We start from the raw sequence: 15243 nt of genomic DNA, 5'->3' as shown, positions 1-15243 counted from the left end.
CGCCCGCTGTTTATTACAGGATTTCCAGCAGCTCGACTTCGAAAATCAGGGTGCTGAATGGCGGGATAGAGGCACCCGCGCCGCGCTCGCCGTAAGCGAGATTGTGCGGAATGGCCAGCTCCCACTTCGAGCCTACCGGCATCAGGGTCAGCGCTTCAATCCAACCGGCAATCACGCCGCTGACCGGGAATTCAGCCGGTTCGCCACGGGCAACGGAGCTATCAAACACGGTGCCGTCAATCAGCTTACCGGTGTAGTGCACGCGTACGCGATCCTGACGTGATGGGATCGGACCATCGCCCTGGGTGATGACGCTGAACTGCAGGCCGGATTCGGTGCTGCTCACGCCCTCACGCTGTGCATTCTGCTCAAGGAACTGCTGGCCTTCGGCCGCCATGGCTTCGACGCGCTCACGACGTACACCTTCGGCACGCTCGTGGACTTCACGCAGCGCACGGTGTACCACGTCAACCGGAACTGCCGGTGAGTTCCCTTCCAGCGCGTCGCGCAGGCCCGCAAGCAGCGCTTCTGGCTGCAGACCCTGCAGTCCAGACTCTTGCAGCTGCTGACCAACCTGTAAACCGATACCGTAACTTGCTTGTGATTCGACGCTGTCAAATGAAGGGGTCGTCATCTTGTTTCCTTAATCCCGGAGAAAATAGAACCGGCAGCATAACAGCGCAGGCGGCTGGCGTAAAATCTCGCGCGCCGCGGATGACATTTCCCGGGGAAAGAGAAACAATATGCAGGTCAAATTTTTCAATGCTGGCAGGCACTTCGCGCCCGCTTTGCCCATACTACAGAACAAGAGAGCATCCATGGGCCAAATCGCCCCACGACGTCGCAGGACGCGCGCACCGCGTACCTTATTTTCCCGGTTGCAACGCTGGCTGCCTGACAGGCGCGTCACGACCGCCAGCGAGGAGGAGGAAAGAATGGCTTCTGAAACCCCGTCGCGTATACCCGCTGTGCTGCAGCGCATCTGGCATCTGCTGGATAACGTACGCTGGATGGATCCGCTGCCGCCGCTGCACCGACGCGGTATCGTTATTGCCCTGCTGGTGATGCTGCTGGCGTTTCTCTGGCCTGCCAGCACGCCGCAGTATCCGGTGGAACGTCCGGCAGAGAGCAGCGGCAAAGAGGTGCCGATGCAGGCGGAAATCTACGATAACAATGCGCAGCCGCCGCAGAATACGACGCCGAAAAGTGATGCTCAGGGCGAATGGCACAGCTATACCGTGGCCTCGGGCCAGACGCTGGCACAGCTGTTCCGTGACAACAATCTGCCGGTCAATGATGTGTTTGCCATGGCGCGGGTGGAAGGCGATGGGCAGCCGCTGAGCGCGCTGCAGAGTGGTCAGCAGGTGAAGATTCGTCAGAACGCGCAGGGCGTGGTGACCGGCTTAACGGTCGAGAGCAGTAACGGCCCGGTGCTGTTTACCCGCCAGCCGGACGGCAGCTTTATCCGCGCGCAGTAAGCAACAGAAACAAAAACGCCGGCACAAGGCCGGCGCTTTCAAACTAAGTAAAAAATTACTCAGCTACTACATTCACAACCAGTTTCGCGAATACTTCGCTGTGAACCTGGAAGTCAACTTCGTGCTCACCGGTGGTGCGCAGAACGCCGTTTGGCAGGCGAACTTCGCTCTTCGCCACTTCAACGCCAGCTGCAGTAACTGCATCAGCGATGTCGCGGGTACCGATGGAACCGAACAGTTTACCTTCGTCGCCTGCTTTAGACGCGAGAGTAACGGTGCCCAGTGCATTGATTTTCTCTGCACGTGCGTTAGCAGCAGCCAGAACGTCAGCCAGTTTGGCTTCCAGTTCAGCGCGACGCGCTTCGAAGAACTCAACGTTTTTCTTGGTAGCAGGAACAGCTTTACCCTGTGGAACCAGGAAGTTACGAGCGTAGCCCGCTTTAACGTTAACCTGATCACCCAGGCTGCCCAGGTTTGCTACTTTATCAAGCAGAATAACTTGCATTACCTTATCCTCTTAAAGTCGTTAATGGACAGTTGCCGATTACTGATGACGATCAGTGTACGGCAGCAGAGACAGGTAACGCGCGCGCTTGATAGCACGAGCCAGCTGACGCTGGTATTTTGCACGAGTACCGGTGATACGGCTTGGAACAATCTTGCCGCTTTCAGTGATGTAGTTTTTCAGCGTTGCGATATCTTTATAATCGATCTCTTGAACGCCTTCCGCGGTGAAACGGCAGAACTTGCGACGACGGAAATAACGTGCCATTTGGCTAGTCTCCAGAATCTATCAATTCAATCTGCTCGGCATGTAACACAAGTTTGCTCTGGCCATTGCGTGCCTGATGGCAGCTAATAAAACCTTCGAGTGTGAGTTGCGTGCCGACCGTTATATGTTGAGTAATCGCCTGATGGGCGCTGCCGCTGATAATCACCGGCATCTGACACCAGGCTTGCCGGTGAAACCCGGCTTCCTCCTGCACAGAACGATGCTCAAGCACGAACTGGCAGTGAGGAATCCCTGACGGACTGACTTTTCGAACTGGCGTCTTGCACACGGTGCCAGACAGGCGCAGCCGATTGGCCGTCATCGTGGATTACTCTTCAGAATCCCCAGCATCTGAGTCTTCTGCCGATTCGTTAGCGAAGTCTTCGCGGCGCTCACGACGCTCGTCTTTCGCTTTAACCATCGGAGAAGCTTCAGTTACCGCGTGCTTAACGCGCATAACCATGCTGCGGATAACGGCGTCGTTGAAGCGGAAGTTAGTTTCCAGCTCGTCGATCACTTCCTGCGGTGCTTCTACGTTCAGCAGAACGTAGTGTGCTTTGTGCAGTTTGTTGATCGGGTAAGCCAGCTGACGGCGACCCCAGTCTTCCAGACGGTGGATCGTGCCCTGTGCACCAGTGATTGCACCAGTGTAACGCTCGATCATGCCCGGAACCTGCTCGCTCTGGTCAGGATGGACCATAAATACGATTTCGTAATGACGCATCGATAGCTCCTTACGGATTATTCAGCCTCCTGTCAGGGTCAGCTGCGGCCCACGGAAGCAAGGAACGTTATAGGTTGCGAATCACCCAAAAGATGAAACACACCTCTGAATGCAGCTGAAAAATTGACGCGTAATCATACTGACCTCGCCGGGGAAACTCAAGCGCACAATTCATCAAATTGTCGCTGTCGTGCCAGGCGGGGACACCTTTTGTGCTAAGGATTGAGATTCAGCAGGTTAGTCAGAGATTGTTCAAAATCCCTGAACGAGGCGTTCAGCACGACGATCTGGCGTCGTACTGGTGAAGAACTAAACTCTCTACAGGCGCAACGGTTTGGCTTAATCAGCGCGCCTGAGAGTGAAATCCCTGGAGTGAGGAGTCGATTATGAAAGCTGTCATTATCGCCACTTTACTGGGTCTCTTCCTGTCTACCCCCGCTCTTGCCAGCTCCGCTGACCAGGCGCTGCAGATGAGAAGTAACAGCAGCAAAGCGGCTTCAGGCTATGTCTACGTTAACCGGCTGGATGCGCCAGGCGGTAACCCGGTCAGCGCGAACACCAGCGCCGCCGACCGCTTGTCGTCACAACTGTAGTCCGGCCTGTTATCCCGGGCTGGCGTGCTCCGCACCGCCAGCCCGTTCCGTTTTACAAATGATGTTTAAAGAAACTGACCAGCGCGGTGAGCGCTGGCGGCGTGATTTTGTGGCCGATCTGCTTTTCCGCCAGAAAGGTGAGCCGGCTATCGAGCTGCGCCTCGCGCAACGCCTTCTCCAGTCGTACCGTTTCGGCAAACGGTACGACTTCATCCGCTTCACCGTGCCATAACAGCAGCGGACGGTTAGCCAGCTGCGCCAGCTGCTGACAGGGATCGTAGGCCGCCAGCGGGGCCAGCCGCGCCTGTAACGCCGCTTTTTGCTCTGGCGTGTGCGCCACCAGCGGCGGGAACAGCGTCTGACTGAGCTGCATGAAGTAGCCGGAGCCCATCAGACAGGCAACGCTGTGCAGGTGTGGATAGCGCGCCATCGCGCCCAACGCGGTCATGCCGCCCATTGAGGCGCCGGCAATGGCGAAACGCTCATCCGCCACCCAATCGTTGTCGCGCAGCGCCGCTTCCAGCAGCGGCACTTCATCGATGTTCTGGCGCAAAATCTCCCAGAAGTGCGTCATGCGCGCGTCGGTATCGCCGTTGTAGCGTGCGCCGTGCATCTCTGCATCCGGCATCACCACGCGGAAACCGGCCTGCGCCAGCGCCACGGCAAAGTAGCTGTACACCTCTTTCGACGAGGTAAATCCGTGATAAAACAGGATGGTGGGTAAGCGCGCCAGCCGCTGTCCGGCCGGTGCCGCGTGAATACACTCAATGCCCGCCAGGTTCTCCGTTGCCAACTCAATCATACCGTCTCCGTTGAGAATGATTATCACTGGTCTCAGTGTACGTGCTGCCGGCCAAAACGCGAGCCACATCACATTTATTTCGATTAATTTCTGCCCTAAACATTTGCCGCATTTTGCCGTTGATCCTGTACCCCTCCAGTTATTTATTAAAGGTACTTTATGAAGCGTCTCTCTCTCAGCGCCATGAGTCTCGGAATTAAGCTGTCTGTATTGACGTCTTTCAGTGTGGCAATCGTGCTGTTTGCCCTGACGTTAACGCTCAGCCATAACGCCGCGCGCCAGCTGGAGCAGCTGGCTGTCGACGATATGCAAAACCAGGTGCTCGGCATTAATGAAATGGCCACGATGTTTAACGCGACCTTATCGGAAGAAGTGGCGAATTATACCCGGCTGTTTCAGAGCTTTTTACCTAAGCGATTCAGCCGTGACGACAGCTCACGCATTCAGGTGGGATCGTTCAGCACGCCGACGCTGCGTGCCGGGCTGAAAACCCTCAACCTCGATCAGATCGCCGTGGACGATTTTCTCGATCGTACCGGTGCAGTCTCCACCATTTTTGTGCGCGACGGCGAGGATTACATTCGCATCGCGACCTCACTGAAGAAAGAGGATGGCAGCCGCGCGGTGGGCACCCAGCTTGATCGCAGCAGCGCGGCGTGGCGCAGCGTGAATAAGGGCGAAGTGTATCGCGGCCTGGCGACGCTGTTCGGCCATCGCTATATCACTCAATACCAGCCGGTGCAGGACGACAGCGGCGCAGTGATCGCCATTCTGTTTGTTGGCGTGCAGATTGATAAACAGTACGCGCTGATGCGGGAGAAAGTGCTGGCGCGACGTCTCGGTGACAGCGGCAGCTTCTTCGTGCTGAACGGCACGCCGGGCAGCGCACAGGGCCAGTATCTGTTTGCCCGTCAGTCAGAAGGCAAGCTGCCGGACTGGGATCGCAGCGTACAGCAGCAGATCCTGACGCAGCCGCACGGCCTGCTGGAGATCGCGCATCAGGGCGAAACCCGCCTGCTGGCATGGCAGCAACTGCCGGGCTGGAACTGGATTATCGCCGGTGAAGTCAGCCGCGCCAGCCTGCTGGCACCGATCACCCACAGCCGCAATCTGTTCATGCTGATTGGCCTGGCGCTGGTGCTCGCCTTTGCCATTGGCTTTGTGCTGTATAGCCGGCGCGCCATTACCCGGCCGCTGCAGCAGGTGATCCATCTGGCCGAGCAGTACGCGGCGGGTAATCTGCAGGCGCACCTCGACTCAGCGCGCCGCGACGAGATCGGCCAGCTGGTGAGCGCGATTAACGGCATTGGCGACGGCCTGGAGAAAGTGGTAGGCCAGGTACGCGCCGCCGCGCGTGAGATCAGCGACGGCACCGACACCATTGCGGCCAGCAGTTCCAGCATCAGCGAGCAGATTGGCCGCCAGGCGAGCAGCGTCGAAGAGACCTCGGCCAGCATGGAGCAGTTTGGCGCAACCGTGGCGCAAACCGCCGCTAACGTGCGTCAGGCGATGGCGCTGGTCGGTGAAGCCGCCAGCACCGTCAGCCAGGGCGGCAGCACCGTGGCGCGCTCGGTAGAGACCATGGCGGAGATTCGCATTGCCTCGCAGAGCATCGCCGACATTACCCACGTGATCGAGTCGATTGCCTTCCAGACCAATATTCTGGCGCTCAACGCTGCGGTTGAGGCGGCGCGCGCCGGTGAGCACGGCAAAGGCTTCGCGGTCGTCGCTGCGGAAGTGCGTGCGCTGGCGCAGCGCAGCGCCAATGCGGCGAAGGAGATTGACGGGCTGATTGCCAGTTCGATCGACAAAGTGGCCGCCGGCCATGCGCTCTCGGAACAAACGCGTGACGCCATGAGCCATATTGTCAGCCATATCGAACAGGTGAAAACCCTGATGGGGGAAATCAATATCGCCGCCCAGGAGCAGGCTGCGGGTATTGGTCAGGTCAATCTGGCAATGAACCACATCAGCCATGCGACCCATCAGAGCAGCGACATGATTAACCAGTCCGAGCACACGGCGCAGCACCTGAGTCAGAAAGGCCATCATCTGACCCAGCTGGTGAGTATTTTCCGCCTCAACGACTGATGAGCCGGGGCAGATGGCTTACACTTGAGTCATCTGCCTGTTTTCCGGAGCCACCATGCGTACGCTTATTCTGCTGCTGGGCCTGCTGCTGAGCGGCTGTGCCGCACTGCACACCACGCCACAACCCCCGCCAGCGCCCACCACCCAGGCGCAGGAGATCACTCGCGCGCAAAGCTATGGCCTGCCGAAGCTCGGCACCGTCAGCGCCCATTCACGCGGCTCGCCGGATGATGTGCAGCGTGCAATCGCTGCACGCGCCAATCAGAGCGGTGCGGTTTACTATCAGATCCTGATGGTCGATGAGACCACCATGCCTGGCTTATGGTATGCCACCGCCATTCTGTACGGCGCGCCCTCAGGCGGCAGTAGCACGCTGCAGTAAGCGTGCGTTCAGATCATCACTCAGCGCCTGTGCCGGACGCGATGAGAGATAACGCGCGCACCAGCTGTCCGCCAGCGGCGGTTCTGCCGCTTTCAGCAGCACCGCGGCACTCGCCAGCCGAATCAGCATGTCGCTGACCTGCCGTCCCTGCTCTTCGCGCAGGTTGCCGAGCTGCAGCCGCAGCTGACGCCAGCAGCGATCGAAGTGGCGATTGCTGCCCTTCACCGCATCAAACTCATCCTGCAGCATGCTAAGCACTTCTGCATGCCGTCCCAGTACACGCAGCACATCCAGGCACATCACGTTACCCGAGCCCTCCCAGATGCTGTTCACCGGCATCTCGCGATACAGGCGCGGCAGTTCACTCTCTTCGCAGTAGCCAATGCCGCCCAGCACCTCCATGGCTTCAGCCACAAACGGCATACCGGCTTTGCAGATAACGAATTTGGCCGCCGGAGTGAACAGGCGTGCATACAGCCGTTCATGCGCGCTGGCCGGCGTTGACCAGGCGCGCGCCAGACGCAGCAGCAGTGCGGTTTGTCCCTCCAGCTGCAGTGCCTGCTGCGCCAGCACCGCGCGCATCAGCGGCTGATCGCTAAGGTTTTTGCCCATCACCTGGCGCTGACCGGCGTGATGCAGCGCAATCGCCAGCGCGCGTCGCATCTGGCCATGGCTGCCGAGCGCGCAGTCAAAGCGCGTCATACCGCCCATTTTCAGGATCAGCCGCACGCCATCGCCCTCCTCACCCAGCAACCAGCCGAAGGCATCCTGAAACTCCACTTCGGCGCTGGCATTGGCGCGGTTGCCCAGCTTGTCTTTCAGGCGTTCAAGACGAATGGCGTTGCGCGTGCCGTCCGGCAGCAGGCGCGGCAGAAAGAAGCAGCTCAGCCCGGCGGCGGTCTGCGCCAGAATCAGGTGCGCGTCGCTTTGCGGCACCGAGAAGAACCACTTGTGCCCGGTGATGCGCCAGGGTTCGCCCGGCGCACGCGTGCCAGGGGGTTCGGCGCGTGTGGTGTTGCTCAACACATCGGTGCCGCCCTGCTTCTCCGTCATGCCCATGCCAATCAGCAGGCCGCGCTTCTGGCTGCCGGGCAGATGATGCGCATCATACCGATCGCTCAGCAGCCGATCGTGCCAGTCGGCGTAGGGAGCGGGCAGATGGGTTTGCAGCAGCGGGATCGCGGCGTGAGTCATGGTTACCGGGCAGAGTGAACCGGCTTCCACCTGCGCATGCAGAATGAAACGCGCCGCGCGTGCCACCATGGCGCTGCCCTGCACGTCAGGCTGCCAGCTCAGGTTATGTAACCGGCTGGCGCACACGCCCTGCATCAGCAGATGCCAGGCAGGATGAAAGCGCACCTCGTCGAGCCGCTCACCGCGCGCGTCGTAACGCAGCAGCTCCGGCGGCTGTGCATTGGCCAGGCGACCTAATTCCAGTGACTCCGCGCTGCCGAGCTGCAGGCCGACGGACGCCAGCCATTCGCGGTCCCAGCCGGCCCCTTCACGCACCACCGCCTCGCACAGCGCGCTGTCGCCGGTGAAGAGATTGCTGTTGCTGAGCGGAGATGGTTGATTGAATACGCTGTGAGTGGTCCAGGCCATGGCACTCTCCTCTCCTGTTGCCCGTACTGATGTGGCTATAAGTATGGAGAGGATGTGCAGTTATGCCTGGTACAGCTGAGGTTTTGCGGCGGCGATCACGCCTGGCGCTGACGCACCGCTTCGAACAGACAAACGCCGGTGGCCACCGAAACGTTGAGGGAAGAGACGCTGCCGGCCATCGGGATGCTGATCAGCTCATCGCAGTGTTCGCGCGTCAGGCGGCGCATGCCTTCTCCTTCCGCACCCATCACCAGCGCCATCGCGCCGGTCATTTTGCTCTGATACAGCGTGTGGTCTGCTTCACCGGCCGTGCCGACGATCCAGACGTTGTACTCCTGCAGCAGACGCATGGTGCGCGCCAGATTGGTGACGCGAATCAGCGGTACGTTTTCCGCCGCCCCGCTGGCGACTTTTTTCGCCGTGGCGTTAAGCGGTGCCGAACGGTCTTTCGGCACGATCACCGCATGCACACCCGCCGCATCGGCGCTGCGCAGGCAGGCACCCAGGTTATGCGGATCGGTGACGCCATCCAGAATCAGCAGGAACGGCTGATCCAGTGAAGCCAGCAAATCCGGCAGATCGCCTTCCTGATAGTTTTTACCCGGCTTAACGCGCGCCACGATACCCTGGTGCACGCCGCCTTCGACCTGGCCGTCGAGCCACTGGCGGTTGGCCAGCTGAATCACAATTCCCTGAGCTTCCAGTGCGGCGATCAGCGGCTGCAGGCGGCGGTCATCGCGGCCTTTAAGGATAAAGACTTCCTGAAAACGCTGGGGATCACGCTCCAGCAGCGCCTGCACGGCGTGAATGCCAAAAATTATTTCACTCATTACTTTGCTCAAGGTTGGATGTATATCGTTGAATACAGAACATTAATCAGGCTGCGCGTTGGGGCGCAGCCTGCGAAACAGGGTTGAGCAAGGTGCGTCAGCGCTGACGCACCTGGCCGCTGGCGGGTGAAGAGGCCATCAGGCTTCGCTGGCCTTCTTCTTCACTGCGCGCTTCGCCTTGGTTGCGGCGGCGATTTTACGGGTTTTTTCGGAGACTTTTTTGCTTTTTTTCTCGCTTTTATTCGCCGCAGCCGGCTGCTTCTCACCGCGGAAAGCGGCGTCCGGCTCAAAGTTGCCCTTGCGACCCGCATCGCGACGCCGCTTCGCCGGTGGCTTGCCGCCACGCTTCTCACGCTCGCGCGCGGTTTTCCCTTCACCGCGCGGTACGCGTTTGCTGGAGATCAGCGCGAAATCGATCTTGCGCTCATCCATGTGCACCGCGTCAACGCGCACTTCCACCGCATCACCCAGACGGTAAGTGCGACCGCCGGATTCACCAATCAGACGCTGACCCACCGGATCGAAGCGGTAGTAATCATTGTCCAGCGTGGAGACGTGCACCAGGCCATCAATGAACAGATCGTTGAGGCGAACAAAGAAGCCAAAGCCGGTCACGCTGGAGATCACGCCGTTGAATACGTTACCCACCTGATCCTGCATAAAGTCGCACTTCAGCCAGTCGGCCACATCGCGCGTCGCTTCATCGGCACGGCGTTCGGTCATCGAACAGTGCTGACCCAGCTGCAGCATCTGCTGCATATCGTAGTGATAACCACCAGTTGGCGTGGTGTTGCCTTTTACCGTGCCCTGCTCTTTGGCCAGCAGATACTTGATGGCACGGTGCAGCAGCAGATCCGGATAGCGACGGATCGGCGAGGTAAAGTGCGCATACGACGCCAGCGCCAGGCCAAAGTGACCGCGGTTTTCCGGATCGTACACCGCCTGCTTCATCGAACGCAGCAGCATGGTTTGCAGCATTTCAGCATCCGGACGGTCGGCAATCTGCGTCAGCAGATCGGCATAATCGATCGGCTGCGGTTTCGACCCACCCGGCAGGCTGAGGCCCAGCTCGCCCAGCACGGTACGGAAGCTGGTGATGCTGTCTTCGCTCGGGCGATCGTGATCGCGGAACAGCGCCGGCTCCTGATGTTTCTCAACGAAACGCGCGGAGGCGATGTTGGCCAGGATCATGCACTCTTCGATCAGCTTGTGCGCATCGTTACGTACGGTGCGCTCCACACGCTCAATGCGGCGCTCAGCGTTGAAGATGAATTTGGCTTCGTCGGTTTCAAACGAGATGCCACCGCGCTGTTCGCGGGCGGTTTCCAGCACCTCATACATCCGGTGCAGCTCTTCGAGGTGCTTCACCTGCGCCGCATACTGTTCACGCAGCTCCGGGTTGCCCTGCAGAATGCTCCACACTTTGTTGTAGGTCAGACGCGCATGTGAGTTCATCACCGCTTCGTAATGTTTGAAGCCGGTGAGTTTACCGCTGGCCGAGATGGTCATCTCGCACACCATGCACAGGCGATCCACCTGCGGATTGAGCGAGCACAGGCCGTTCGAGAGGATCTCCGGCAGCATCGGTATCACCTGCGACGGGAAGTAGACCGAGGTGCCGCGCTGCTGCGCTTCGTTATCCAGCGCGGTGCCGGGACGCACGTAATAGCTGACGTCGGCAATTGCCACCCACAGGCGCCAGCCGCCGCCGCGTTTTTTCTCGCAGTAAACGGCGTCATCGAAGTCACGCGCGTCTTCACCGTCGATGGTCACCAGCGGCAGTTCACGCAGGTCGACGCGGCCTTTTTTCGCCGATTCCGGTACCTGCTCTTTCAGTCTGGAAATCTCTTTCTCAACTTCTTCCGGCCATGAGTGGGGAATTTCATGGGTGCGCAGCGCCATATCCACGGCCAGACCGGTGCCCATGTTGTCGCCGAGAATTTCAGTAATTTTGCCAATGGCTTTGCTGCGGCGCGTCGCGCGCTGTACGATCTCCACCACGACCACCGATCCCATACGCGCATTCAGCGTCTCTTCCGCCGGGATCAGAATGTCAAAACTCAGACGGCTGTCGTCCGGTACCACGAAGCCGGTACCGGCATCGGTGAAGTAGCGGCCAACAATCTGGCTATTGCGCGGTTCCAGCACGCGAACCACGCGCGCTTCACGCCGCCCTTTGCGGTCGGAGCCGCCTGGCTGGGCGAGGATGACATCACCGTGCAGGCAGAACTTCATCTGCTCCGCCGAGAGGTAGAAGTCATCTTTCTGACCATCAACGCGCAGGAAGCCGTAGCCATCGCGATGGCCAATCACTTTGCCGCGCAGTAAATCCAGACGCTCCGGCAGGGCGTAGCACTGGCGACGGGTGAACACCAGCTGGCCGTCACGCTCCATGGCGCGCAGGCGGCGACGCAGCGCTTCAAGCTGATCTTCGCTGGTGATGTTTAACTCTTCGGCGATCTCTTCGCGGCTCGCCGGCTTTTCACGCTTTTCTAATAGCGCGAGGATAAATTCCCGACTGGGAATAGGATTTTCGTACTTTTCAGCTTCTCTATCCTGAAAGGGATCTTTTGACATTACGGTTCCTCCGATGTCATTTATGTGGAATTGCCACCGGCGGTTCGGACAATAAGATGTGGTAAAGCGAATCGTTGTTTTGCACCAGGTCGGCGAGCGTATATTTATCCAGTTCCTGCAGGAATAGCTGGACCGCATTATTCAGCGCGCTACGCAGGCGACAGGCGGGATTTATCGCACACTCTTTACAGTTTACCAGCTGCAAAGGCTCCATTTTTCTCACGACATCGCCAATGACGATTTTTTCCGGGTCCATGCCTAAACGAATTCCGCCGTTTTTACCGCGTGTCGCGGCAACAAAGCCGGCCCGGCTCAGTTGATTGATGATTTTAACCATATGGTTACGCGATACCCCGTAGGTATCGGTGACTTCGGTAATGTTGGTCTGCTGACCTTGCGGCAATGTCGCCATGTAAATCAGGGCGCGCAGACCGAAATCGGTAAAACTTGTTAGCTGCACATGTACCTCAGTGAATCATCGATATTGTTGTTATAACGCCCGTGAGCGCTTCGATTAACATTGATGATAAACCAGTGTGGAAAACCCGGAGCGCTTTTTTCCTGCAACTCCCGAAACCAGCAGGAAAAAATGAAGTGAGCGGAGTCAAAGAGCAGATAAACGAAGGCCGGACAGTGTCCGGCCTGCAAAACGTGATTAAGCGTCGAACGGATCGCGCAGAATCATGGTCTCACTACGGTCGGGACCGGTTGAAATAATATCAATCGGCACGCCAGTCACTTCTTCAACACGTTTGATGTAATCACGTGCTGCCTGCGGCAGGCCTTCCAGTGTTTTAACACCAAAGGTGTTTTCACTCCAGCCCGGCAGAGTTTCATAAATCGGCTCGATGCCTTCCCAGCCTTCAGCAGCCAGCGGCGTGGTGGTCATCTCGCGGCCATCCGGCATGCGGTAACCAACGCAGATTTTCACCTCTTTCAGGCCATCCAGCACGTCCAGTTTGGTCATGCAGAAGCCGGACAGGGAGTTGATCTGCACCGCGCGGCGCACTGCAACCGCATCCAGCCAGCCGGTACGACGACGACGGCCGGTGGTGGCACCAAACTCGTTACCTTTCTCACACAGGAACTCGCCGGTTTCATCAAACAGTTCGGTCGGGAATGGACCGGCACCGACGCGGGTGGAGTAAGCTTTGACGATGCCCAGCACGTAATCCACGTAACGTGGACCGATACCTGAACCGGTCGCCACGCCACCAGCAGTGGTGTTGGACGAAGTCACGTACGGATACGTACCGTGGTCGATATCCAGCAGCGTACCCTGTGCGCCTTCGAACATGATCAGGTCGCCACGCTTACGCGCGCCGTCCAGCAGTTCAGACACGTCAACGACCATGCCGGTCAGGATGTCGGCCACCGCCAGCACATCGCTCAGCACTTTATCGTAGTCTACTGCATCTTCTTTGTAGTAGTTCACCAGCTGGAAGTTGTAGAAATCAACGATCTCTTTCAGCTTCACGGCGAAGGTTTCTTTGTTGAACAGGTCGCTGACGCGCAGACCGCGACGGGCAACTTTATCTTCGTAGGCTGGGCCGATACCACGACCGGTGGTACCGATAGCTTTGGCACCGCGCGCTTTTTCACGCGCCAGGTCCATCGCCACATGGTATTGCAGAATCAGCGGACAAGCTTCAGAGATCAGCAGACGTTCACGTACCGGCACACCGCGCGCTTCCAGACCGTTCATCTCTTTCATCAGGGCTTCAGGCGACAGCACAACACCATTACCAATGATGCTGGTGACGTTTTCACGCAGGATGCCAGAGGGAATTAAGTGGAGGACGGTTTTCTCACCGTTGATGACAAGTGTATGGCCTGCATTGTGGCCACCCTGGTAACGCACAACATATTTCGCGCGTTCAGTCAGAAGGTCTACGATCTTACCTTTACCTTCATCACCCCATTGGGTGCCCAGTACGACGACGTTCTTACCCATTTTCTAAAATCACCGATTGCTTAAAAATGGATTCTACCATCGGATTTTCACTCTTTCAGCACTTTTAGCATACGATTGCGCTGTTTTTTGCCTGAGTTTTGATCACTACAACATGTTGGGGGCAATGCTCTGCAGCAGACACAATTTAGCCGTGCGGCAGCGTGCAGATTTTTGCTCAGCCATTCGCGTGCGTGCTCAGCATGGCGTAAATCACCACGCCCGCCACCACCAGCCCGCCGCCAAAACGGTGCAGTATACGGTCCGGTAACTGCGTCATCGCCAGAATCATGCGACGCCACAGGCGCGGCAGCAGCATCGGTCCTAATCCCTCCAGCACCAGCACCAAAGCCAGCGCCATCCAGACGGTTGTGTTCATTCTGTTTTCCAAAAAAAAGGCCGACATCAGTGTCGGCCTCAAGGTTATAACAGTTATTAACGCGAGACGTTAGTTGGCGCCTTCATATAGCGGAAGAAATCGCTATCCGGGCTCAGCACCATCACGTCCTGATTGTCCGCGAAGCTGTTCTCATAGGCACGCAGGCTGCGGATAAAGGCATAGAAATCAGGATCCTGGCTGAAGGCGTCAGCGAACAGCTTGGCCGCTTCACCATCCCCTTCACCACGGCTGATCAGCGCCTGACGCTGCGCTTCTGCCAGGGTACGGGTTACCTGATAATCGGCCTGAGCGCGCAGTTTTTCCGCCTCTTCCTGACCCTGTGAACGCTGGCTACGTGCTACTGCTTCACGCTCGGCGCGCATACGGTTGTAGATCGCGTCCGACACTTCGGTCGGCAGGTTGATCTGCTTGATGCGCACGTCGACCACCTGAATACCCAGCGCCGCCATACTGTTCGGGTTTGGCGCCGGCTCATTGCTGTTGGTCTCGCGCTCAACGCGGGCAGCCGCGCTGGCAATCGCATCGTCAGCGGCTGGCGTCTGCACTTCGTCGTCATTGCCGGCACTGCCGGTGTTCAGCGCATCGCGCACGTCGGTGGTCAGACGGCCACGCGAGTCGGTGACGATGTCTTTCACATCAAGACGGCCCATTTCTGAACGCAGACGGTCGCTGAACTTACGTTTCAGCAGCACTTCCGCCTGAGACACATCGCCACCGCCGGTCGCGAGGTAGTAACGGCTGAAATCGCTGATGCGCCACTTGATGTAAGAGTCAACAATCAGGTCTTTCTTCTCTTTGGTGACGAAACGATCGGCCTGGTTATCCATGGTCTGGATGCGCGCATCCAGCGACTTCACGGTTTCGATAAACGGAATCTTGAAGTGCAGACCCGGTGCGTACACCTGCGGCTTGTTCTCATCATCACGCAGCACTTTACCAAAGCGCAGCACGATACCGCGCTGGCCTTCCTGCACCACGAACAGTGAGGCGTACAGCACCACCAGAACAACAATAATTACGGCGATGATTGGCTTACGCATC

The 15243-nt window shown here is 58.3% G+C and carries 17 protein-coding genes; 4 read left to right on the top strand and 13 right to left on the bottom strand.

The annotated features are described in order from the left end of the window. Positions 1-13: 13 nt before the first annotated feature. The gene (gene bamJ / locus AC6I8F_RS02220; protein ID WP_021509746.1) at positions 14-634 is read right to left on the bottom strand and encodes a BamJ family beta-barrel-assembly machinery protein; all 621 of its coding nucleotides are present in this window, start codon (positions 632-634) and stop codon (positions 14-16) included. Between the two features lie 184 nt (positions 635-818). On the opposite strand from bamJ, the gene AC6I8F_RS02215 reads away from it, so the two are divergent. Next, on the top strand, positions 819-1478 hold the full coding sequence (locus AC6I8F_RS02215) for an OapA family protein (protein WP_150360361.1): 660 nt from the start codon (positions 819-821) through the stop codon (positions 1476-1478). 55 nt (positions 1479-1533) lie between these two features. On the opposite strand, the gene rplI is transcribed toward AC6I8F_RS02215, so the two are convergent. From rplI to rpsF, 4 genes are read right to left on the bottom strand one after another with little or no spacing between them, the layout of a single operon-like run. Beyond that, positions 1534-1983: a 50S ribosomal protein L9 gene (gene rplI / locus AC6I8F_RS02210; protein ID WP_021509748.1), complete on the bottom strand. Its 450-nt coding sequence runs from the start codon at positions 1981-1983 to the stop codon at positions 1534-1536. A gap of 39 nt (positions 1984-2022) precedes the next feature. Continuing rightward, positions 2023-2250 (bottom strand): 30S ribosomal protein S18, encoded by a 228-nt coding sequence (gene rpsR / locus AC6I8F_RS02205; RefSeq protein ID WP_000135199.1) that lies wholly within the window; start codon positions 2248-2250, stop codon positions 2023-2025. A gap of 4 nt (positions 2251-2254) precedes the next feature. Further along, on the bottom strand, positions 2255-2572 hold the full coding sequence (gene priB, locus AC6I8F_RS02200; RefSeq protein WP_031280155.1) for a primosomal replication protein N: 318 nt from the start codon (positions 2570-2572) through the stop codon (positions 2255-2257). Between the two features lie 6 nt (positions 2573-2578). Further along, positions 2579-2974 carry a 30S ribosomal protein S6 gene (rpsF, locus tag AC6I8F_RS02195; RefSeq protein ID WP_021509750.1) on the bottom strand — a complete coding sequence of 132 codons (396 nt, stop codon included), beginning with the start codon at positions 2972-2974 and terminating at the stop codon, positions 2579-2581. Positions 2975-3360: 386 nt separating this feature from the next. Between rpsF and AC6I8F_RS02190 the strand changes: the two genes are divergently transcribed. Next, positions 3361-3567: a hypothetical protein gene (locus AC6I8F_RS02190; RefSeq protein WP_021509751.1), complete on the top strand. Its 207-nt coding sequence runs from the start codon at positions 3361-3363 to the stop codon at positions 3565-3567. A gap of 52 nt (positions 3568-3619) precedes the next feature. On the opposite strand, the gene yjfP is transcribed toward AC6I8F_RS02190, so the two are convergent. Beyond that, positions 3620-4369, bottom strand: coding sequence for an esterase (gene yjfP, locus AC6I8F_RS02185; RefSeq protein ID WP_021509752.1), 750 nt, complete (start codon positions 4367-4369; stop codon positions 3620-3622). A gap of 159 nt (positions 4370-4528) precedes the next feature. Between yjfP and AC6I8F_RS02180 the strand changes: the two genes are divergently transcribed. Both AC6I8F_RS02180 and bsmA read left to right on the top strand, forming a co-directional pair. After that, the gene (locus AC6I8F_RS02180; RefSeq protein WP_058759865.1) at positions 4529-6460 is read left to right on the top strand and encodes a methyl-accepting chemotaxis protein; all 1932 of its coding nucleotides are present in this window, start codon (positions 4529-4531) and stop codon (positions 6458-6460) included. Between the two features lie 55 nt (positions 6461-6515). Next, on the top strand, positions 6516-6842 hold the full coding sequence (bsmA, locus tag AC6I8F_RS02175; protein ID WP_498028430.1) for a biofilm peroxide resistance protein BsmA: 327 nt from the start codon (positions 6516-6518) through the stop codon (positions 6840-6842). On the opposite strand, the gene AC6I8F_RS02170 is transcribed toward bsmA, so the two are convergent. The 7 genes from AC6I8F_RS02170 to hflC form a co-directional block, all read right to left on the bottom strand. Beyond that, a complete protein-coding gene (locus AC6I8F_RS02170; RefSeq protein ID WP_372771752.1) occupies positions 6816-8444 on the bottom strand; it encodes an isovaleryl-CoA dehydrogenase in 1629 nt (542 codons plus the stop codon). The two genes, bsmA and AC6I8F_RS02170, sit on opposite strands and share 27 nt — an antisense overlap. Before the next feature lie 95 nt (positions 8445-8539). After that, entirely contained in the window at positions 8540-9274 is a 735-nt protein-coding gene (rlmB, locus tag AC6I8F_RS02165; RefSeq protein WP_021509756.1) for a 23S rRNA (guanosine(2251)-2'-O)-methyltransferase RlmB, read from the bottom strand. A gap of 138 nt (positions 9275-9412) precedes the next feature. Beyond that, positions 9413-11851 (bottom strand): ribonuclease R, encoded by a 2439-nt coding sequence (gene rnr / locus AC6I8F_RS02160; protein ID WP_021509757.1) that lies wholly within the window; start codon positions 11849-11851, stop codon positions 9413-9415. A gap of 16 nt (positions 11852-11867) precedes the next feature. After that, the gene (gene nsrR / locus AC6I8F_RS02155) at positions 11868-12311 is read right to left on the bottom strand and encodes a nitric oxide-sensing transcriptional repressor NsrR (protein ID WP_021509758.1); all 444 of its coding nucleotides are present in this window, start codon (positions 12309-12311) and stop codon (positions 11868-11870) included. A 195-nt stretch (positions 12312-12506) separates the two neighbouring features. Beyond that, complete coding sequence (locus tag AC6I8F_RS02150; RefSeq protein ID WP_058759868.1) at positions 12507-13805, bottom strand: adenylosuccinate synthase; 1299 nt, start codon at positions 13803-13805, stop codon at positions 12507-12509. Between the two features lie 175 nt (positions 13806-13980). Next, positions 13981-14181 (bottom strand): DUF2065 domain-containing protein, encoded by a 201-nt coding sequence (locus AC6I8F_RS02145; RefSeq protein WP_031280157.1) that lies wholly within the window; start codon positions 14179-14181, stop codon positions 13981-13983. Positions 14182-14237: 56 nt separating this feature from the next. Next, positions 14238-15242, bottom strand: coding sequence for a protease modulator HflC (gene hflC / locus AC6I8F_RS02140; RefSeq protein ID WP_021509761.1), 1005 nt, complete (start codon positions 15240-15242; stop codon positions 14238-14240). Position 15243: the final 1 nt, after the last annotated feature.

The sequence above is a fragment of the gamma proteobacterium symbiont of Axiagastus rosmarus genome (genome assembly GCF_059730925.1).
This window is presented reverse-complemented; position numbering and strand designations above follow the sequence as displayed.

Coding starts and splice junctions, on each gene's coding strand:
- bamJ (WP_021509746.1), bottom strand. CDS start 634: ATGACGACCCCTTCATTTGACAGCGTCGAATCACAAGCAAGTTACGGT.
- AC6I8F_RS02215 (WP_150360361.1), top strand. CDS start 819: ATGGGCCAAATCGCCCCACGACGTCGCAGGACGCGCGCACCGCGTACC.
- rplI (WP_021509748.1), bottom strand. CDS start 1,983: ATGCAAGTTATTCTGCTTGATAAAGTAGCAAACCTGGGCAGCCTGGGT.
- rpsR (WP_000135199.1), bottom strand. CDS start 2,250: ATGGCACGTTATTTCCGTCGTCGCAAGTTCTGCCGTTTCACCGCGGAA.
- priB (WP_031280155.1), bottom strand. CDS start 2,572: ATGACGGCCAATCGGCTGCGCCTGTCTGGCACCGTGTGCAAGACGCCA.
- rpsF (WP_021509750.1), bottom strand. CDS start 2,974: ATGCGTCATTACGAAATCGTATTTATGGTCCATCCTGACCAGAGCGAG.
- AC6I8F_RS02190 (WP_021509751.1), top strand. CDS start 3,361: ATGAAAGCTGTCATTATCGCCACTTTACTGGGTCTCTTCCTGTCTACC.
- yjfP (WP_021509752.1), bottom strand. CDS start 4,369: ATGATTGAGTTGGCAACGGAGAACCTGGCGGGCATTGAGTGTATTCAC.
- AC6I8F_RS02180 (WP_058759865.1), top strand. CDS start 4,529: ATGAAGCGTCTCTCTCTCAGCGCCATGAGTCTCGGAATTAAGCTGTCT.
- bsmA (WP_498028430.1), top strand. CDS start 6,516: ATGCGTACGCTTATTCTGCTGCTGGGCCTGCTGCTGAGCGGCTGTGCC.
- AC6I8F_RS02170 (WP_372771752.1), bottom strand. CDS start 8,444: ATGGCCTGGACCACTCACAGCGTATTCAATCAACCATCTCCGCTCAGC.
- rlmB (WP_021509756.1), bottom strand. CDS start 9,274: ATGAGTGAAATAATTTTTGGCATTCACGCCGTGCAGGCGCTGCTGGAG.
- rnr (WP_021509757.1), bottom strand. CDS start 11,851: ATGTCAAAAGATCCCTTTCAGGATAGAGAAGCTGAAAAGTACGAAAAT.
- AC6I8F_RS02150 (WP_058759868.1), bottom strand. CDS start 13,805: ATGGGTAAGAACGTCGTCGTACTGGGCACCCAATGGGGTGATGAAGGT.
- AC6I8F_RS02145 (WP_031280157.1), bottom strand. CDS start 14,181: ATGAACACAACCGTCTGGATGGCGCTGGCTTTGGTGCTGGTGCTGGAG.
- hflC (WP_021509761.1), bottom strand. CDS start 15,242: ATGCGTAAGCCAATCATCGCCGTAATTATTGTTGTTCTGGTGGTGCTG.